Here is a 19,423-nt window from a genome sequence, read left to right as displayed (position 1 = left end):
CCTCAGCACTGACCCTTCGCATCCTCTTTTCGCTGGCCGGAGTCGATACACGCAGGGCCAAGGAGATAAAGCAGCCTGACCGCGAGGCCGCGCGTCACGGTGACCGCGGTTAGGTCACGGCGGTGACCGGCTGGCCGTCCGCGATGACGTGGTTCGTCGCGCAGCGCCAGTGGGCCAGGGGCTCGCCCTTCGGCGTGGTGATTGTGTCCGCGAGAAGCGACAACGTTTGTGCGCCAGGGGGAGCGACGGTTGAGGGTCTGCTGGATGCGGTGATGTCGATGAGATTCAGTAACGGTGTCGCGGGAAGGTGAGTCGACCTGGGGCGTGGGTGGAGGGTTGATGCCGAGGGGCCGACAGGCTTTGCAGCCCGAGATGACGCACCCGCTCGCGGATGTGTCATTCTGTTCTGCGCTGTCGGCGAATCCGGGCAACTCCAGCATCGAGGTCGACAGAGTTCGTGGGTGGCGCGCCGTCGTACTCTTCGTCACGGAGCATGTACTCGATCTCGCGTTGCTCCTGCTCCAGGCGTTTCGAGCCGTAGAACATGGCTGTCAGTTCTTCGAGGCCGGCCGCCGATGCCGACTGGTCGGACTTGTGCACACCGCGTGCCCACCGCCAGAGCCGTTCGGCCACGAACACTATGACCAGCAAGATCGCCAACGGCCATGCCAGCATCCCGTCCATGATCGGTCAACGCGCCTGTGCGAGGTTTGGTTGCCTCTGGACACCGAGGGCACGCCTGTTGAGGTACGAAGTGGCGTGGTCTGTGTGGTCAGCTTGCAGCGTGGGTAGGAGTCGGTGCCGGTCTCGATGATGGTGCCGCCGAAGGTGAGGCGGTCGACGATGGCGGCGCAGAGACGGGGGTCGGTGAAGGTCTTGGCCCAGCCGCTGAAGGCTTCGTTGGAGGCGATGGCCAGGCTGTTCTTCTCTTTGCGTTCGGTGAGGACCTGGAACAGCAGTTCGGCGCCGCGGCGGTCGAGTTCCATGTAGCCGAGTTCGTCGATGCAGAGCAGGTCGACGCGGCCGTAGCGGGTGATGGTCTTGTTGAGCTGCTTGTCGTCGGCGGCTTCGACAAGCTCGTTCACCAGCTTGGTGGCCAGGGTGTATTTCACCCGGTATCCGGCCATGGCTGCTTCGATGCCCAGCGCGATGAGCAGGTGGGACTTGCCGGTCCCGGAGTCGCCGATCAGGCAGAGCGGTTCGCCCTTCTTCACCCATTCGCTGGAGGCCAGGGTGTGGATGGTGGCGGGGTCGATGTTGGGGTTGGCCTCGTAGTCGAACTCGCGCAGCGTCTTCTGCCGGGGGAAGGCGGCGGCTTTGATGCGGCGTTCGGAGCGGCGGCGGTTGCGGTCGTCGCACTCGGCCATGAGCAGCTCAGCCAGGAACCCGCGGTAGGTCATCTGGTCGCGGGCGGCCGTTTCGGCCAGTTCGGGAACTTGGCGCGGACGGTGGGCAGCCGCAGCATCCGGCAGGCGCTGTCGACGGCGGTTTCGGCGGCCTGCTCGGTTCCGACTAACCGGAGGGCGCTGCTCCTGCAGTCGCCAGATAGGGGCGGAGAGGTCGGTCGAGCGCTGGAGGTACAGCATCGACCAGCTCTAAGGAGAGGGGTCGAGCGATGGCGGTCTCAGCGCGCCGGAGGTAAGGGTGAGCGCTGGCGATAGGGGGCCGGAGCAGGCAAACCCGGCCCCCCGGGCCAGCGATCGCTGGCCCGGGGGCGCTGCTGCTCTGTGCGGCCGCGACGGACTGGGCCTGATGGCTCGGGTCCGGTTGAACACCGGGACAGAGCTCGAGGCGGTTCGCGGCTCTTCTGGTCCTGTGTGAACCATCCGGGTGCCGGGGCGGACGGCTCAGTTCGCTAACGAACTGCTAACAAATGATCAAGAGGCCGGTCCTCCGGATGGAGGAAACGGCCTCTGAGCTGGTGTTTCTCTGTCGGGACGGCGGGATTTGAACCCACGACCCCTTGACCCCCAGTCAAGTGCGCTGCCAAACTGCGCTACGTCCCGGTGCCCGTTGCGAGCGGGCTTGATTACTGTAGCGCAGTCCGCGGGGTCGTGCGTACCGGGATTGCGCGCCCCGCCGGTCGCTGGGCGGGGCGGATGGGGTCTGTGCGCGTTCTGGTCGGTGGGGTCTTGTGTCTGGGGATGCTGTGCGGTTGCGGGGGTGGGGTGCGGCCTGTGGGCGGTAGTCCCGAGCCTGAGGTGTCGGCGACGAGCACGGCGCCCAGTGCGGAGCCGAGGAAGGTCGTGCCTCGGGTGCCCAAGGGGGTTCGGGCCTCTTATGTGGTCTTCGATACTCGTGCTGGGCGGGTGCTCTTGGAGCGGCAGGGGCGGCGGGTGTTCCGGTCGGCGTCCGTGGTGAAGATCCTCATCGCGCTGGACTACCTGGAGCGGCACCGGGCCTCGGGGGCGGATCGCACGTTGCTGCAGGCGATGTTGCGGGCCAGTGATGACGGGGCCGCCACCGAGTTCTGGCGGCGGGGCGGCCGGGGAGAGATCATCGAGCGGATGGCGCGGCGGCTGGGGTTGGCGGAGACGGCGCCGCCGCCCGCGGAGAAGCCGGGGTTCTGGGGGTACACGGCGTTGAGCGCCCGGGACGTCGTGACGATGTACCGACATGTGGACGGGTTCGTGCTGGAGCAGTTGCGGCGGGCGACGCCGCGCGGGGCGGACGGGTTCGACCAGACGTTCGGGATCCCGCGGGTGGCGGACGGGGCGGCCGTCAAGCAGGGGTGGTCGGGGTTCGAGACCGGGGCGCGGCCGGCCGCGGTGCGGGCCCCCGATCTGGGGCTCGGGAGGCCCGTGCTGCACACGACCGGGATGGTCGGGGACAAGATCGTGGTGGTGCTGACGCTGTGGCCGGCGGGGACGTCGTTCCGGGCGGCGTCGCGGGGCATCACGGCGCTGACCGGGGACGTTCTGCGGGCGGCGTGACGGGCGTCACAGGGTCGGGCAGGGTTCCGTGCGGGTCGGGTCATCGGAAGTGGTCGGGTTCGGGCGGGAACGGAAAACCCGGGCAAAGATCTGGGTCGTTTACCCGGTTGTGGGCGAATAGTCCTTCGCTGGCGTATGTAGCTTTTTTCTCCCAGGGGCAGTGACGCCGAACGGGGGACAGGGTTGGCGGAACCGGAAGGCACCCAGCCCGGGGTGCACGTCGCGGATGTGGAGGACCTCCGGGGGGCCGCGCACGACCGCGCGGTCGTGTCCGAGGCCCGGGTCGTGCTGGCCCGGCGGCTCGGCGTCCCGCCGGGGGAGGCCCTGCAGCATCTGATCTGGCTCGCGCGCGACCTGGAGATGGACCTGGCGGAGGCGGCGTCCCTGCTGGTCAAGGACAGCGGCGGCGGGCCGGTCGGGGCCGTGCTCGCCGGGCGGCGGGCGCCCCGGGCCGAGGACGACCCCGCGGAGCGCCGGGCGATGCTGTCGGAGGCGGAGGAGGTCCTGCGCCGGGTGACGGCGGAGGACACGGCGGGGGACGCGCAGATCCTCGCCGAGGTGGAGGACGACCCCGTGGCGCGGGCGCTGCTGGAGGGGACGCTCGACTCATGCGCCCACCTGGTGCCGGTCACGGGCCCCGAGGGTGACGTGGTGGACTTCCTGTTCGCCGACCTCAATCCCGTCGCGAAGGACATGTTCGGGCGCGGCAGGGAGGAGCTGACCGGCCTCCGGCTGCTGCGCACCGATCCGGGAGCCGTCCTCAGCGGGCTGTTCGACCAGTACGCGGAGGTATGGCAGACCGGGACGCCGCTGGAGCGCGACTCGTTCCCCTACACCACGGCGCAGCGGGGGCTGTCCCGGTCGTCGCGGATGAGCGTGCGGTGCGTGCGGGTGTCGACCGGGGTGTGCGTCACGTGGCGGTACCACGCCGCCGAGGACCGCGTCGCGCGGCGGCTGGAGCGGGTGGAGCGGCTGGCGCTGATCGGGTTCGGGGAGTGGGACCTCGCGACCGGGGAGGCGGACTGGACGCCGCAGATGCTGGCGAACTACGGCCTCAGCCCCGAGGAGGTGCCGCCGATGCCGCACGACCTGCCGAAGGTCGTGGCGGACGACGACCTCCCGCTGATGGAGGAGGCCGTCCAGACGATGTTCTCCCGCAAGGAGCCGGTGGAGGCCGAGCACCGGGTGATCGCGCCGGACGGGACGCCGCGGCACCTGTGGCTGTTCGCCGAGCCGGTGCTGGGGGAGTCCGGGCTGCCGGTCTCGATCAACATCGTCTCGCAGGACATCACCCGGCGGCGCGGGGTGGAGCGGGCGCTGGCGGAGACCCGCCGGCAGATGCTGAAGCAGCAGGAGCGGACGGCGCAGGAGCGGCGGGTCGCGGTGACTCTGCGCCGCGCGATCCTGCCGGACGAGGACGAGCTTGAGGAGCTGCCGGGCCTGACGGTGGCGCTGCGCAGCCTGGCGGCGGAGTCCACGGCCCGGATCGGCGGGGACTGGTTCGCTACGCGGGTGCTGCCGGACGGGCGGGCCGTGTTCGCGATCGGCGACGCGGCCGGGCACGGGCTGCCCGCGGCGGCCGCGATGGCGCGCACGCGGAACGGGCTGCTCGGCCTCGCGTGCACGGGCGAGCCGGCGGGGCGGCTGGTGGGCTGGCTGAACGAGCTGGTCGGCAACATGGACCCGCCGGCGACGGGCACCGCGATCGTGGGGCATTTCGACCCGGACCGGCGGGTGCTGGAGTGGACGTGCGCGGGCCATCTGCCGCCGATCCTGGTCCGGGGCGACCGGGCTTCGCCGCTGGAGGTCGTCCGCGATCCGATGCTCGGCGCGATGCCCGGCTGGCAGTACACGACGATCACCACGGAATTGGATCCCGGGGACCTGCTGTTCCTCTACACCGACGGTCTGGTGGAGCGCCGGGACGCGGACCTGGACGAGCGCATCGAGCGCCTCACCGGCATCCTCCAGGACGCCTCGCGGCGCCCCGACCGGGTACTGGACGAGGTCCTGGCGCGGATGGAGCACGACCGGGCTGCGGACGACACCACGCTGTTCGCCCTGCGCGTCGAGTGACGGACCCCACCTGGATCCGGTGAGGGCCGGGCCCTGTGAGCCAGGACGCACAGAATGGCCCCGAGGGCCCCGTGAAGGGGGTGGCGGGGCATGTGCCCCCCGGGCCGTCCCGAGGTTTCTTTACCCTTTGGTCAGGGCTGGTAAGTCCTACGGGCAAAGGGATCTGGGGCACTTCGGTAAAGATCGGGAAGATGCCGGGGCCTGACGGTGTTGAAGGATCCTTGGAAGGGCTTTGAGCAGGCAAGACAGAAGTTTGTGCCTGGTTTGCTTTTCCTGAGAAGGTTGGTACCTTCTATGCGGAAACCCGCAGCGCACCCCATGCGTTGCCGCCGGTCGTCCCGTTCCTGAGGGCGGCCGAGGATCGCGGAGCGGTAGCCGCACGCGATGCGCGCCACACGATGCGCGCCCCCTCAGAGATCAGTCACTGAGTCACATCCGAAAAGTCTGCGCCGCAGATCGCGGTGCGAGGCCGAGTCCGTGCCGGTCCCAGCGACCGGACGGAGCCGGGGACCCAATGTTCCAGGGGTGAATCGGCGCGACCCAGAGCCGCGCCGTAGGGCTGCTTCCATGCCCGAATCCGTCAGCTAACCCGGTAGGCGTCATGGAAGATAGGAGATTCCCTGCATGACCGGTCGTTTCGATCGACTTTCGCTCAACCGCTTCTCGTCCGAGGACAAGGCCGTCGGCGTCGCCGTGGGCGCCGTGGTCGCCGGAGCCGTCGGGCTCGCGGCCCTCAACCCGCTCGCCGGCGGCAGCGCCGCGGCCGAGACCCCGGCCCAGGCGAAGGCGGCCGTGGTGGCCGAGCAGGGCACCGCGTCGAAGCAGTCCTCGCAGTCCGCGGGCATGACCCAGGCCGAGGCCCGCGAGGCCGGCTGGGGCGTCGCGCCGCGTCCGGTCAAGGCCTCCGAGGTCATCAGCCTCGCCAAGAAGCAGGTCGGGATCAGCGAGGGCAAGGGCGGCCAGACCAAGTTCCACAAGTGGTACACCTCGACCCCGCACGCCAAGGCCACCGCCCAGCGCGACGGCGGCTTCTCGGTCAAGGCCTACAACGGCGCCCAGTGGTGCGACATGTTCGTCTCCTGGGTCGGGGCCCACACCGGCGTGAAGAACATGGGCTGGGACGCCTACACCGTCCAGCACGCCACCTGGTTCAAGAAGACCGACCGCTGGGGCCACAAGCCCAAGCCCGGCGCCGTGGTGTTCTTCGACTGGAAGGACGGCTCCAAGGGGAGCATCGGCGACATCGACCACGTCGGCCTCGTCGTGAAGGACAACGGCAACGGCACGATCAGCACGGTCGAGGGCAACAGCAACAACAAGGTGCAGAAGAAGGTCCGCGACACGTCCGAGGTCGTCGGCTACGGCTACCCGGACTACGCGTCCTGACGCACCTCCCGCGAACGCGCGCATCGAAGGCGCCCGGCCCCCGGCCGGGCGCCTTCGGGCGTTCCTAGGGGAGTGTCCAGAGCCTAGGGGGAGTGTCCAGAGTCTCCGCCGAAGGCGAGTAATGGGAAGCATTGACAGCCTTTGATGCTCCTTGGACCTCACTGGGGCGTTCCTGGATAGGAATCCCTGGCAACGCGTCCGACCGGTCTCCGGCCCCGGCGGCCGGCCCGGTGCGGGAACCGGTGAGGGGAGGCCAAGCGGGTGCGCCCGGATGTCAGCGTGGTGGTGATCGCCTACAACGACGCCCGGCGGCTTCCCCATGCGGTCGCCTCGACGCTGGAGCAGTCCCTGGGCGGTGTCGAGACCGTGATCGTCGACGACGCCAGCACCGACGGCACCGGGGAGGTCGCCGATCGGTTCGCCGCTGCGCGGCCGGGCCGGGTCCGGGCCGTGCACCTGCCGGTGAACTCCGGCGGCTGCGGCGGGCCCCGCAACGCGGGCGTCGACGCCTCGTCCGGCCGGTACGTGATGTTCCTCGACAGCGACGACCTGCTGGACCGGCACGCCTGCCTCAACATGCTCGCCACCGCCGAGGACACCGGCGCCGACCTGGTCTCCGGGCTGTGCGAGCGGGTGTTCCTGGACCTGCCCGAGGGCGCGAAGGGGCGCGTCCGGCCCTGGTACCCGTGGCTGTACGAGCGCAGCGCCGTGTACGGTTCGCTGCGCGAGAACCCCGACCTCCTCTACGACACCCTCTCCACCAACAAGGCGTACCGGCGCGGCTTCCTGGAGGAGCACGGGCTCCGGTTCGTCGAGCGGCTGCACTACGAGGACCTGCTGTTCACCGCCGAGGCGTACCTGGCGGCGGAGCGGACCGCGGTGATCCCGCACCGCGTCTACCGCTGGCTCGTCCGGCGGCGGACGGGGGCGCCGTCGATCTCCAACCGGCGGTTCGATCCGGCGAACTTCGCCGACCGGCTGGAGATCCACCGCCGCATCGACATGCTGTTCGCGCTGCGCGGCGCGCACGACCTGCGGCGCGCCAAGGACGTGAAGTTCGTCAACCACGACCTGCTGCTCTACCTGCGGGAACTGCGCGGGCGCGACCCCGCCGACCGGGACCGGTTCCTCGAACTGGCGGCGGGCTACCTCGCCGAGCTGGACCCGCGGGTGTTCGAGCTGGCCAATCCGCTGCCCGCGATCGCCGCGTACCTGGTCCGCGAGGGCGACCACGCGGGGGCGCTGGCCGCCGCGGAGTACCGGCCGTCGCGGCGGCCCGTGCTCCGCACCCGGCTGGTGGAGCGGGACGGGCGGGTCTTCTGGGGCGACGGAGGCCCGCGGGGGCGGCTCGGCCGCCGGGTGCTGGACGTCACCGGCCTCGGTTTCCACGTCCGGCCGCTGAAGGAGCTGCGCCCGGCCGGGACCGTGACGCGGCTGGAGGCGCGCGGCGACCGCGCCCTGATCGCCGGGCACGTCCCGAACCCGCTGCGCCGGATCCCGCCGGACGCCGCGCTCGCCGGGACGCTGGAGTTCCGCGACCGGCGCCGAGGGGCGCGCAGGGCGCGGATCCGCGCCGCCGTGCGGCACGAGGGGGACAGGCTGGCCTGGCGCGCGGAGTTCGACCCGGTGCGGAAGATCAGGCCGGTCGGCTTCGTCGACCCCGTCTGGGACGCCTGGCTCCGCGTCCGGGCGGGCGGCGAGGAGATGGTCTGCCGCCTCGGCGAGGGCGCCGGATCGCCGCCGCTGGAGGGCGTCGCGCTGCCCGTCCGGCCCCGGCTGACCCGGCTCGCCGGAGACCGCCTCCGCTCCCGCCTCACCGGGCGGGGGGACCTGGCGTTCCGGCTGGAGGCGGCGAGCCCGTGGGCGCGGCTCGCCGGGGCCGCCGCGCTGCGCGCCGCGCGCTCGGCGGCGGCGCGGTTCGCGCGGCGGCGCGTGCGGGCGGTACGGCGGGCGGCGGTCCGGCGGCTCACCGCCCGGCGGACCAAGATCGCCGTGTTCAACCGGGTGCTCAGCCGGCTGCCCGTCCGGACCGGCCTGGTGGTCTTCGAGAGCCATCTCGGACGCCACTACTCCGACAACCCGAAGTACCTCTACCGGGAGCTGCGCAGGTCGGGGCGGCCGATCACGGCGGTGTGGGCGTACGCGTCCTCCCCGAAGGGCTTCCCCGAGGACGCCGTGCTCGTCCGCCGGGGCTCGTGGAGGTACTTCCTGGCGCTCGCGCGCGCCCAGTTCTGGGTGGACAACCAGGGCTTCCCCGATGGCCTCCGCAAACGCCGCGAGACCACCTACATCCAGACCTGGCATGGCTCGGCGGTCAAGCCGATGGGCCTCGACCAGCCCCGCCTGAAGAGGGCCTCCGCCGGTGAGAGGGCGCGGCTGCGGCGGATGGTGGAGCGCTACGACTGCTTCCTGGTGCGCTCCGATCACGACGTCGAGACCCTGTGCGCCGGCCTCGGGGTGCGCGCGGAGCTGCTCCGGGCCGGGTATCCCCGCAACGACCCCCTGGTCAACGGGGTGGACGGCGACCCGGAGCTGGCCGCCGAGGTCGAGGCGCTCCGGGCGTCCCTCGGCCTGGACGGCGGGCGCCGCACCGTCCTGTACGCGCCGACCTTCTCCACCGGGCCGGACGGGCGCCCCGGCGGGCTGCTGGAGCCGCCCGTCGACCCCGAGGTGTTCGCGCGGGAGCTGGGGGAGGAGTTCGTGCTGCTCGTCCGGCCCCACTACCTGTGCAAGGCCGGCGTCCCGCCCGGCGCCCGCGCGGTCATGCGGGACGCCGGCGCGGTGCCCGACGCGACCCCGCTGCTGCTGCTCGCGGACGTGCTCGTCACCGACCACTCCTCGATCATGTTCGACTTCGCGCTGCTGGACCGGCCGATCGTCCTGCACCTCCCGGACGGCCGCGACGCCGCCCCCGGATACCTCGACCTGAGCCGGGACGGGCCCGGGCCGGTCACCCGCACCGAGCGGGAGCTCGTCGCCGTGCTGGCCGGGCTGGACGCGGCCGAGGCCGTCCACGGCCCCCGGCGCCGCGCGTTCGCCGCGCGCTTCGGCGAGCACGACCGCGGCACCGCCGCCCGCACGGTGGCGGACCGCTACTTCCCGGCCGCACGGCCGGACCGCAGCAGGAAACGCCTGAGCCGCAGGGGGAGCAGCCATGGCAGCACCGCGTGACGTCTTCATCGTGTGCAACAACGCCGACGACATGGGCGGGTTGCAGCGCTGGGCCCACCACATGGCGCGACTGCTGGCCGGGCGCGGCGACCGCGTCACCCTCGTCGGGATCACCGGCGGCGCGGAGCCGTACCACCACGACCGCGACGGCTCCTACGCCGTCGAGGTGCTGCACCGGAACTGGCAGTCGCCGGTGCTGGCCTGGCGGCCGAAGAGGACGCTGCAGAAGGTGAACGTGGCGGCGCGCGCGCGAGATGTACGGCGGAGCGCGGCCCAGCGGCGCGGCGCCGCCCGGCTGTCGCAGCTGTTCGCGGCCGCCCGGCCCGAGGCGGTGGTCATCGTGGCGCAGGTGTGGGCGATGGAGTGGGTGCGGCTGGCCGACACGTCCGGGCTGCGGGTCGTGGCGATGAGCCACGAGTCGTACGAGGCCACCCGCAGGTCGAGCCGGTACCGGCGGGTCAGGGAGCACTACGCCGGCGCCGACCGGATGCTGGTGCTGACCGCCGAGGACGCCGACGCCTGGGCCAGGGACGGCATGACCAACGTCGACCACATCCCGAACCCGCTGCACGTCACGCCGGCCGTGCATCCCACGCTGGACCTCCCGGTCGTCGCCTGCGTCGGGCGCCTCTCCCACGAGAAGGGCATCGACCTGCTGCTGGAGGCGTGGGAGGCGGTGCGCGCGCGCCACCGGGACTGGCGTCTCCACATCTACGGCGGCGGCCCGAAGGAGGCCGAGCTGCGCGCGAGGGCGGCCGCCGCCGGGCTGTCGGACTCCGTGGAGTTCCGGGGGGTCGTCACCGACGTCGAGCAGGCGCTCGTCGAGGCGTCGGTGCTCGCGCTGCCGTCGCGGGCCGAGGGGTTCCCGATGTCGGTGCTGGAGGCCATGGCCTACGGGCTGCCGACCGTGGCGTTCGACTGCGCGCCGGGCGTCCGCGTCCTGCTCGGGGACGGCGAGGAGGGCGGTGTCCTGGTCGAACCGGGCGACACGGCCGCGTTCGCCGCGGCGCTCGGCCGCCTCATGGCGGACCCGGAGGAGCGCCGCCTCCGCGGCGCCGCGGCCCGCGCGTCGGTGCTGCGCTTCCACCCGGACGCCGTCCTGGCCCGCTGGGACCGGCTGTTCGACCTGCTCCACCGGGAGCCGCCCGCGGTCGTGCCCGAGCGCGCGCCCGCGCCCGCCCGCGAGCGGCCGGCGCGCCCGGCGCCGCCCGCGCCGGAGCGGGCGGCGGAACCCGCCCTGGGGGGAGATTCTTTCTAACAACTGTTTGGTAGAGTCCCTGGCGTGAAGCAGAACGAGTCGCCGGCGGACCGCGCGTTCCGCGCCGAGGTCCGCGACTGGCTCCAGACGAACCTCTCGGGCGAGTTCGCGCACGCCCGCGGGCTCGGCGGCCCCGGCCGCGAGCACGAGGCGTTCGAGGAGCGGCTGGCCTGGGAGCGGCACATGGCCGCCGCCGGCTGGACGTGCGTCGGCTGGCCGGCCGAGTACGGCGGACGCGGCGCCACCGTCGAGCAGCAGGTGATCTTCCACGAGGAGTACGCGCTCGCCGACGGCCCCGCCCGCGTCAACCACATCGGCGAGAACCTCCTCGGCCCCACGATCATCGCGTTCGGCACCGACGAGCAGCGCGCCCGGTTCCTCCCGCCGATCGTCGCGGTCGAGGAGCTGTGGTGCCAGGGCTACTCCGAGCCCGGCGCCGGCTCCGACCTCGCCAACGTGCAGACCCGCGCCGAGCTGTCCGGCGACCACTGGACGGTCAACGGCCAGAAGGTGTGGACGTCGCTCGCCCTCGAAGCGGCCTGGTGCTTCGTCGTCTGCCGCACCGAGCCCGGCTCGTCCCGCCACAGGGGACTGTCGTACCTGCTCGTCCCGATGCGGCAGGACGGCGTCGACATCCGGCCGATCGTCCAGCTCACCGGCACCTCCGAGTTCAACGAGGTCTTCTTCGACGGCGCCCGCACCGACGCCGGCAACATCGTCGGCGCCCCCGGCGAGGGCTGGAAGATCGCGATGGCCACCCTCGGCTTCGAGCGGGGCGTCGCCACCCTCGGCCAGCAGGTCGGGTTCGCCCGCGAGTTCCAGGGCGTCGCCGACCTCGCCCGCCGCACCGGCGCCATCGACGACCCGCTGCTGCGCGACCGGCTGACCCGGTCCTACATGGGCCTGGAGATCATGCGGCTGAACGCGGTGCGGACCATGGCGGGCGTCGCCGCCGGCGCCCCCGGACCCGAGTCGTCCATCTCCAAGCTCGTCTGGGGCACCTGGCACCGCGAGCTGGGCGAGCTCGCCATGGACGTCCTCGGCGCCGCCGGGCTGGTCGCCGACGGCGAGCCCTGCAACCTCAATGACTGGCAGCGGCTGTTCCTGTTCTCCCGCTCCGACACGATCTACGCCGGGTCGAACGAGATCCAGCGCAACATCATCGCCGAGCGCGTGCTCGGGCTCCCGAGAGAGGCACGCGGATGACGCCCCCGCCCTACGTCCCCGGCCACGGCCTGCTGAAGGACCGCGCCGTCGTGATCACCGCCGCCGCCGGCGCCGGGATCGGCGGTGCCACCGCCCGCCGCTGCCTGGAGGAGGGCGCCCGCGTCCTGATCTCCGACACCCACGAGCGGCGGCTCACCGCGTCCGCGCGGGACCTGGAGAAGGAGTTCGGCGCCGACCGCGTCGCCGCGCTGCCCTGCGACGTCACCTCCGAGGAGCAGGTCCGGGCCCTGTACGCGCTGGCCGTCGAGCGCTTCGGCCGCGTCGACGTCGCCGTCAACAACGCCGGCCTCGGCGGGACGGCCGACCTCGTCGACATGGCCGACGAGCAGTGGGACCGCGTCATCGACATCACCCTCAACGGCACCATGCGCTGCACCCGCGCCGCCCTGCGCCTCATGCGGGACCAGGGCCACGGCGTCATCGTCAACAACGCCTCCGTGATCGGCTGGCGGGCGCAGAAGGGCCAGTCCCACTACGCCGCCGCCAAGGCCGGCGTCATGGCGCTCACCCGCTGCGCCGCGCTGGAGGCCGCCGACCACGGCGTCCGGATCAACGCCGTGTCGCCGTCCCTCGCCATGCACCCGCACCTGGTGAAGGTGACCTCGGAGGAACTGCTGGACGAACTGACGCGCCGGGAGGCGTTCGGGCGCTACGCCGAGCCGTGGGAGGTGGCCAACGTTATCGTCTTCCTGGCCAGCGACTACTCGTCCTACATGACGGGCGAGGTCGTCTCCGTCTCCTCCCAGCACGCATAGGAACCCGATGAGTCCACGACGGCGCGACGCCGAGGGCACCGCCGCCGCCCGCGCGGAACGGCGGGCGGAACTGCTCGCCACGGCCGCGGAGGTGTTCGCCTCCCAGGGCTACTCCGCCACCACCGTCCGGAAGGTCGCCGACGCCGCCGGCATCCTCGGCGGCAGCCTCTACTACCACTTCGACTCCAAGGAGTCGATGGCAGACGAGATCCTCCGCACCTTCCTGGACGAGATGTGGGCCGGGTACGAGCGGGTCCTCAAGGCGGGCCTCAGCGCCCGCGACACCCTCGAGGGCATCGTCACGGAGTCGTTCCGCTCCATCGACCGGCACCGGCCCGCCGTCGTCCTCTACCAGAACGAGTCCAAGCACCTCGCCACCAGCGAACGGTTCCACTACCTCCTCGACTCGCAGCGCCGGTTCGAGGAGATGTGGCTGTCGCTGCTGGACCGCGGCGTCAAGGAGGGCGCGTTCCGCGCCGACCTCGACCGGACCCTCGTCTACCGGTTCATCCGCGACACCGTCTGGGTCGCGGCCAACTGGTACCAGCACGGCGGGCGGCTGTCCGCCGACGACATCGCCAAGCAGTACCTCGCCATGGTCCTCGAAGGCATCCAGGCGAGCTAGCCCCCCGTACGAAGGAGAAGACCATGGCCGAGGCGTACATCGTCGACGCGGTCCGGGCCCCGGTGGGCCGGCGCAACGGCGGGCTCGCCGGCGCGCACCCCGCCGACCTCGGCGCGCACGTCCTCACCGCCCTCATGGACCGGACGAAGATCGACCCCGCCGCCGTCGAGGACGTCGTGTTCGGCTGCGTCGACACCATCGGCCCGCAGGCCGGCGACATCGCCCGCACCTGCTGGCTCGCCGCCGGGCTCCCCGAAGAGGTCCCCGGCGTCACCGTCGACCGGCAGTGCGGCTCGTCCCAGCAGGCCGTCCACTTCGCCGCCCAGGCCGTCCTGTCCGGGACGTCCGACCTGGTCGTCGCGGGCGGCGTGCAGAACATGTCGCAGATCCCGATCGCGTCCGCGATGACCGCCGCCGCGCCGCTCGGCTTCACCGCCGGTCCCTTCGCCGGCTCCGCCGGATGGGCGCGCCGCTACGGTGACCAGGAGGTCTCCCAGTTCCACGGCGCCGAGATGATCGCCCGCGACTGGGACCTGTCCCGCGAGGACATGGAGCGGTTCGCCTACGAATCGCACCAGCGCGCCATCCGCGCCATCGACGAGGGCCGCTTCGAGCGCGAGATCGCCCCCTACGAGGGCGTCACCACCGACGAGGGCCCCCGCCGCGACACCACCCTGGAGAAGATGGCCGGCCTGAAGACCCTCGTGGACGGCGGCCGCCTCACCGCCGCCGTGTCGTCCCAGATCTCCGACGGCTCCGCGGCGCTGCTCATCGCCTCCGAGCAGGCCGTCAAGGACCACGGCCTCACCCCCCGCGCCCGCATCCACCACATCTCCGCCCGCGGCGAAGACCCCATCCGGATGCTGTCCGCCCCCATCCCCGCCACGGCCCACGCCTTCAAGAAGACCGGCATGACGATGGACGACATCGACGCCGTCGAGATCAACGAGGCGTTCGCGTCCGTCGTGCTCGCCTGGCTGAAGGAGACCGGCGCCGACCCCGCCAAGGTCAACCCCAACGGCGGCGCCATCGCCCTCGGCCACCCCCTCGGCGCCACCGGCGCCCGCCTCATGACCACGCTCCTGCACGAACTGGAGCGCACCGGCGGCCGCTACGGCCTCCAGACCATGTGCGAAGGCGGCGGCCAGGCCAACGTCACGATCATCGAAAAGTTGTAGGTGTCGGTTAAGGGGGGTGAAACGGAGGCTGGTGTGGACGTGTTCGAACCGGCTCGGCTGGGGCCGCTGACGTTGCGGAACCGGGTGATCAAGGCGGCCACCTTCGAGGGGATGGCGCCCGAGTCCCTGGTCACCGACGAGCTGATCGAGTACCACCGGCGGCCCGCCGCCGGGGGAGTGGGCATGACGACCGTCGCGTACTGCGCGGTGGCGCCCGAGGGCCGGACCGAGCGGGGGCAGATCTGGATGCGGCCCGAGGCCGTCCCGGGGCTGCGCCGGCTCACCGACGCCGTGCACGCCGAGGGCGCCGCCGCGTCCGCGCAGCTCGGGCACGCCGGGCCGGTCTCCGACGCCAGCTCCACCAAGCTGCCCGCGATCTCGGCGGGACGCTTCTTCAACCCCCTCGGCATGGCGTTCACCAAGGTCGCCACCGCCGAGGACATCGCGCGCATCACCCGCGCGCACGCCGAGGCCGCGCGGCTGGCGATCGAGTCCGGCTTCGACGCCGTGGAGATCCACCTCGGGCACAACTACCTCGCCAGCTCGTTCCTCAGCCCGCGCCTCAACAAGCGCAAGGACGAGTACGGCGGCCCGATCGAGAACCGCGCCAAGGTCGCGCTCGGCATCGCCCGCGCCGTCCGGGACGAGGTCGGCGACCGCATCGCGGTCACCGCCAAGCTCAACATGCGGGACGGCGTCCGCGGCGGCCTGGAGATCGACGACAGCCTGTACGTGGCCCGCGCGCTGCAGGACGACGGCAGCGTCGACGCCCTCGAACTGACCGCGGGCAGTTCGCTGCTCAACCCGATGTACCTGTTCCGCGGCGAGATGCCCATCCCGGAGTTCGCCGCCGGGTACAAGCTGCCCATGCGCATCGGGCTGCGCATGTTCGGCAAGCAGTTCCTGCGCTCCTACCCCTACGAGGACGCCTACCTGCTGGAGCACGCCCGCAGGTTCCGCGCCGAACTGGACCTGCCGCTCGTCCTGCTGGGCGGCATCACCACCCGGGAGACGATGGACAAGGCGATGGAGGAGGGCTTCCAGTTCGTCGCCATGGCGCGCGCCCTGCTCCGCGAGCCCGACCTCGTGAACCGGATCGCCGCCGACCCGTCCACCCCGTCGCTGTGCATCCACTGCAACCGGTGCGTCCCCACCATCTACAAGGGCACCCACTGCCCCGTCATCCCGGCCTGACCCGCCGGCTGGGACGATGGGGCGATGATCGACATCACGGGATGGGCGCCCGAGCCGCAGGAGGCGACGGAGGTCATCGACGCGGCGCCGTCGGCGGCGCTCGCCGGGGTGCTCGACGTCGAGCCGCCCCGGGACGAGCTGCCGCCGCTGTGGCAGTGGCTCCATTTCCTGGAGCGGCCCGCGCAGCGGGAGCTCGGGCCCGACGGGCACCCGCGCGACGGGCGGTTCCTGCCGCCGATGCCCGAGCGGCGCCGCATGTTCGCCGGGGGACGGTTCCGGATCCGGGAGCCGCTGCGGGTCGGTGACACGGTCACCCGGAGGGCGGAGCTCGCCTCGACGGCGGTGAAGCACGGCCGCAGCGGCGAGATGCTGTTCGTGACCGTCCGGCACACGTTCCTGCGGGGCGGCACCGAGATCGCGGTGGAGGAGCAGGACCTCGTCTACCGCAGTGGCGGCACCGCGTCCCGTCCGGGGGAGGTGCCGCTCACCGCGCCCGAGGTGAAGGCGCCGTGGACGCTGGAGGTCACCGCCGACCCGGTGCTGCTGTTCCGGTTCAGCGCGCTCACCTACAACCCCCACCGCATCCACTACGACGAGGCGTACGCGACCGGAGTGGAGGGGCACGGCGGGCTCGTCGTGCACGGGCCGCTGCTCGCGATCCTCTGCCTCGAACTGCCGCGCCGGGCGGGCCGGACGGTGCGCGAGCTGTCGTTCCGCGCCCGCCGGCCCGTCTACGCCCGGCAGCCGTTCGTCGCGGCCGGTTCACCGGACGGGGAACTGGCCATCGAAGCGCCAGGCGGGGTCACCGCGATGACCGCCGCGTTCGCCTAAGCCGCGGGCTCGGCGTTCGCGGCGCCGCCGCGGCGCTCCTCGGCCGTCCGCCGGACGAACCGCTTGATCTCGTCGTTGGCGTCCTCCTCGTCCCAGCCGAGGACGGGCGCCACCAGCTCGGCGACGCGGGACGCCGCGGCCACCCCGCCGTCCCACTCCTCGATCGCCACCCGCAGCCGCCGCGCCAGGACGTCCTCCAGGTGCAGGGCGCCCTCGTGCGTCACCGCGTAGACGGCCTCGGCGCACAGGTAGTCCTCGGCGCCGGGGATGGGCGCGCCGAGCGCCGGGTCGCCGGCCACCGTCCGCAGGACCTCCAGGGCGCACGCGCCGTAGCGGCGCAGCAGGTGCTCGACCCGCGCGACGTGCAGCCCCGACTCGGCGGCGAGGCGGCGCCGCTCGTTCCACAGCACCTCGAAGCCGGTCGCGCCGAGGATCGGCAGCCGCGCGGTGACGGACGCGGGCACGGACTCGTCCAGGCCCTCGGCGACGACGTCCAGCGCGTCCTGCGCCATCACGCGGTAGGTGGTGAACTTGCCGCCGGTGACGACGACGAGGCCCGGGACCGGCTCGGCGACCGCGTGCTCGCGCGACAGCCGCGTCGTGTCGTCGAACTCGCCGGACAGCAGCGGCCGCAACCCCGCGTAGACGCCCTCGATGTCGTCGTGGGTGAGCGGCGTCCGCAGGACGGCGTTCGCCTGGTCGAGGAGGTAGCCGACGTCGGTGTGGTCGGCCACGGGCTCGTCCGGCCCCTCGTCGTGCGGGGTGTCGGTGGTGCCGACCAGCCAGTGCCGCCCCCACGGGATGATGAACAGCACGCTCTTGGCCGTCCGCGTGATCAGGCCGGTCTCCATCGGGATCCGGTCCCGCGGCACCACCAGGTGGACGCCCTTGGACGCGCGGACCCCGAACGCGGCCCGGGAGCCGGTCATCGCCTGCGCGCCGTCCGTCCACACGCCGGTCGCGCACACCACCCGTCGGGCCCGCACGGCGATCTCCCGGCCGCCCTCCAGGTCGACGACCGTGGCGCCGGTGACCCGCTCGCCCTCGCGCAGGAATCCCGTCGCCTCGGCGCGGGTGACGACCTTGGCGCCGTACTGGGCGGCGGTGCGCGCGACCATCATCGTGTACCGGGCGTCGTCCACCTGCGCGTCGTAGTACTGGACGGCACCGACCAGCGCGTCCGAGCGCAGCGCGGGAGCCTGGCGCAGCGCGCCGCGCCGCGTCAGCTGCCGGTGGCGGGGGAGCGCCCGGCTGCCGCCCATCGTGTCGTACAGGGTGACGCCCGCGCTGACGTAGGCCCGCTCCCACACCCGGTTGCGCAGCGGATACAGGAACGGGACGGGACGCACCAGGTGCGGCGCGAGCCGGTGCAGCAGCAGGCCGCGTTCCCGCAGCGCCTCCCGCACCAGCCCGAAGTCGCGCTGCTCGAGGTAGCGCAGGCCGCCGTGGATGAGCTTGCTGGAGCGGCTGGACGTCCCCGCCGCCCAGTCCCGCGCCTCCACCAGGGCGACGGACAGCCCCCGCGAGATCGCGTCGAGGGCCGCGCCGGCGCCGACGATGCCGCCGCCGACCACCAGCACGTCGAACTCGGCCTCGGCGAGGGCGCGCAGCGCGTCCTCGCGGTACCGCGGACCGAGGGCTACGGATGTCACTGCTCTCTCCCGAATGGTGGTGGGTGGGGGCTGGAGGGCCCCGGGCCGCGGGTGTGCCGCGGCCCGGGGGGCGGGTCAGTCGACGTCGACCCAGTCGAGGGTGCGGGTGACGGCCTTCTTCCAGCCGGCGTATCCGGTCTGGCGCTGGTCGTCGTCCCAGGTGGGGTGCCAGCGTTTGTCCTCGTTCCAGTTCTGGCGGAGTTCGTCGGTGTTGTTCCAGAAGCCGACGGCGAGGCCGGCGGCGTAGGCGGCGCCGAGGGCGGTGGTCTCGGCGACGACGGGGCGCGAGACCGGGACGCCGAGGATGTCGGCCTGGAGCTGCATGCACAGCTCGTTGGCGGTGACGCCGCCGTCCACCTTCAGGACGTCCAGGGCGACGCCGGAGTCCTCCCTCATCGCCTCCACCACGTCGCGGGACTGGTAGCAGATGGCTTCGAGGGTGGCGCGGGCGACGTGGGCGTTGGTGTTGAAGCGGGACAGGCCGACGATGGCGCCGCGGGCGTCCGAGCGCCAGTAGGGCGCGAACAGGCCGGAGAAGGCCGGGACGAAGTAGACGCCGCCGTTGTCGCCGACCTGCCGGGCCAGGGACTCGCTCTCGGCGGCGCCGGAGATGATGCCGAGCTGGTCGCGCAGCCACTGCACGGCCGACCCGGTCACCGCGATCGAGCCCTCCAGCGCGTAGACCGGCCTTTCGGCCCCGAACTGGTAGCAGACGGTCGTCAGCAGGCCGCTCTTGGACCGGACGAGTTCCTCGCCGGTGTTGAGCAGCAGGAAGTTGCCGGTGCCGTAGGTGTTCTTGGCCTCGCCGGGCGCGAAGCACACCTGCCCTACGGTCGCGGCCTGCTGGTCGCCGAGGGCGGCGGTCAGCGGGACCTCGCCGCCGAGCGGGCCGTCCGGGCGGGTGACCCCGTAGCCGCCGGGCGCCGAGGACGGTCGGATCTCCGGCAGCATCGAGCGGGGGATGCCGAAGAACGACAGCAGCTCGTCGTCCCAGTCGAGGGTCTCCAGGTCCATCAGCATGGTCCGGCTGGCGTTGGTCGGATCGGTGACGTGCACGCCGCCGTCCACGCCGCCGGTCAGGTTCCACAGCACCCAGGTGTCGGTCGTGCCGAAGATCGCGTCGCCGTTCTCGGCGGC

Annotated in this window: 15 protein-coding genes, 1 tRNA gene and 1 riboswitch; of the genes, 11 read left to right on the top strand and 5 right to left on the bottom strand. The window is 72.5% G+C overall.

The annotated features are described in order from the left end of the window. Positions 1-396: 396 nt before the first annotated feature. The 3 genes from CHF16_RS36255 to CHF16_RS36245 all read right to left on the bottom strand — a co-directional run bounded on the left by CHF16_RS36255 (position 397) and on the right by CHF16_RS36245 (position 2,006). The gene (locus tag CHF16_RS36255; RefSeq protein ID WP_143228269.1) at positions 397-684 is read right to left on the bottom strand and encodes a DUF6191 domain-containing protein; all 288 of its coding nucleotides are present in this window, start codon (positions 682-684) and stop codon (positions 397-399) included. Continuing rightward, positions 639-1,586 carry an IS21-like element helper ATPase IstB gene (istB, locus tag CHF16_RS36250; RefSeq protein WP_281259436.1) on the bottom strand — a complete coding sequence of 316 codons (948 nt, stop codon included), beginning with the start codon at positions 1,584-1,586 and terminating at the stop codon, positions 639-641. The genes CHF16_RS36255 and istB overlap by 46 nt, the downstream gene beginning before the upstream one ends. 346 nt (positions 1,587-1,932) lie before the next feature. Then, positions 1,933-2,006, bottom strand: a tRNA-Pro gene (locus tag CHF16_RS36245). A 303-nt stretch (positions 2,007-2,309) separates the two neighbouring features. Here CHF16_RS36245 and CHF16_RS36240 point away from each other — a divergent pair. The 11 genes from CHF16_RS36240 (at position 2,310) to CHF16_RS36190 (ending at position 16,634) form a co-directional block, all read left to right on the top strand. Then, on the top strand, positions 2,310-2,933 hold the full coding sequence (locus tag CHF16_RS36240; RefSeq protein ID WP_245869754.1) for a hypothetical protein: 624 nt from the start codon (positions 2,310-2,312) through the stop codon (positions 2,931-2,933). A gap of 183 nt (positions 2,934-3,116) precedes the next feature. Then, complete coding sequence (locus CHF16_RS36235) at positions 3,117-5,009, top strand: SpoIIE family protein phosphatase (RefSeq protein ID WP_089330709.1); 1,893 nt, start codon at positions 3,117-3,119, stop codon at positions 5,007-5,009. A 468-nt stretch (positions 5,010-5,477) separates the two neighbouring features. Beyond that, positions 5,478-5,623, top strand: a riboswitch (cyclic di-AMP (ydaO/yuaA leader). Positions 5,624-5,633: 10 nt separating this feature from the next. Continuing rightward, complete coding sequence (locus CHF16_RS36230; protein WP_089330708.1) at positions 5,634-6,395, top strand: CHAP domain-containing protein; 762 nt, start codon at positions 5,634-5,636, stop codon at positions 6,393-6,395. A gap of 261 nt (positions 6,396-6,656) precedes the next feature. Then, positions 6,657-9,566, top strand: coding sequence for a bifunctional glycosyltransferase/CDP-glycerol:glycerophosphate glycerophosphotransferase (locus tag CHF16_RS36225; RefSeq protein WP_089330707.1), 2,910 nt, complete (start codon positions 6,657-6,659; stop codon positions 9,564-9,566). After that, complete coding sequence (locus tag CHF16_RS36220) at positions 9,550-10,824, top strand: glycosyltransferase (RefSeq protein WP_089330706.1); 1,275 nt, start codon at positions 9,550-9,552, stop codon at positions 10,822-10,824. The genes CHF16_RS36225 and CHF16_RS36220 overlap by 17 nt, the downstream gene beginning before the upstream one ends. Positions 10,825-10,848: 24 nt before the next feature. Continuing rightward, positions 10,849-12,030, top strand: a complete 1,182-nt coding sequence (locus CHF16_RS36215) for an acyl-CoA dehydrogenase family protein (RefSeq protein WP_089330705.1) — start codon at positions 10,849-10,851, stop codon at positions 12,028-12,030. Then, a complete protein-coding gene (locus CHF16_RS36210; RefSeq protein ID WP_089330704.1) occupies positions 12,027-12,806 on the top strand; it encodes an SDR family oxidoreductase in 780 nt (259 codons plus the stop codon). Before CHF16_RS36215 ends, CHF16_RS36210 begins: the two co-directional genes overlap by 4 nt. A 7-nt stretch (positions 12,807-12,813) precedes the next feature. Next, complete coding sequence (locus tag CHF16_RS36205) at positions 12,814-13,431, top strand: TetR/AcrR family transcriptional regulator (protein WP_089330703.1); 618 nt, start codon at positions 12,814-12,816, stop codon at positions 13,429-13,431. A 23-nt stretch (positions 13,432-13,454) separates the two neighbouring features. Beyond that, complete coding sequence (locus CHF16_RS36200) at positions 13,455-14,609, top strand: acetyl-CoA C-acetyltransferase (RefSeq protein ID WP_089330702.1); 1,155 nt, start codon at positions 13,455-13,457, stop codon at positions 14,607-14,609. Positions 14,610-14,642: 33 nt separating this feature from the next. Beyond that, positions 14,643-15,803, top strand: coding sequence for an NADH:flavin oxidoreductase (locus tag CHF16_RS36195; RefSeq protein WP_089330701.1), 1,161 nt, complete (start codon positions 14,643-14,645; stop codon positions 15,801-15,803). A 24-nt stretch (positions 15,804-15,827) separates the two neighbouring features. Then, positions 15,828-16,634: an HTD2 family dehydratase gene (locus CHF16_RS36190; RefSeq protein WP_089330700.1), complete on the top strand. Its 807-nt coding sequence runs from the start codon at positions 15,828-15,830 to the stop codon at positions 16,632-16,634. Here the strand turns inward: CHF16_RS36190 and CHF16_RS36185 are convergent. After that, the gene (locus tag CHF16_RS36185) at positions 16,631-18,286 is read right to left on the bottom strand and encodes a glycerol-3-phosphate dehydrogenase/oxidase (RefSeq protein ID WP_089330699.1); all 1,656 of its coding nucleotides are present in this window, start codon (positions 18,284-18,286) and stop codon (positions 16,631-16,633) included. The genes CHF16_RS36190 and CHF16_RS36185 overlap by 4 nt on opposite strands. Before the next feature lie 75 nt (positions 18,287-18,361). Beyond that, positions 18,362-19,423 (bottom strand): glycerol kinase GlpK (gene glpK / locus CHF16_RS36180; RefSeq protein WP_089330731.1); only part of this gene is annotated, 1,062 nt, incomplete at its 5' end.

The organism is Actinomadura meyerae (genome assembly GCF_900188445.1).
GTDB classification, from domain to species: Bacteria; Actinomycetota; Actinomycetes; order Streptosporangiales; family Streptosporangiaceae; genus Spirillospora; species Spirillospora meyerae.
This window is presented reverse-complemented; position numbering and strand designations above follow the sequence as displayed.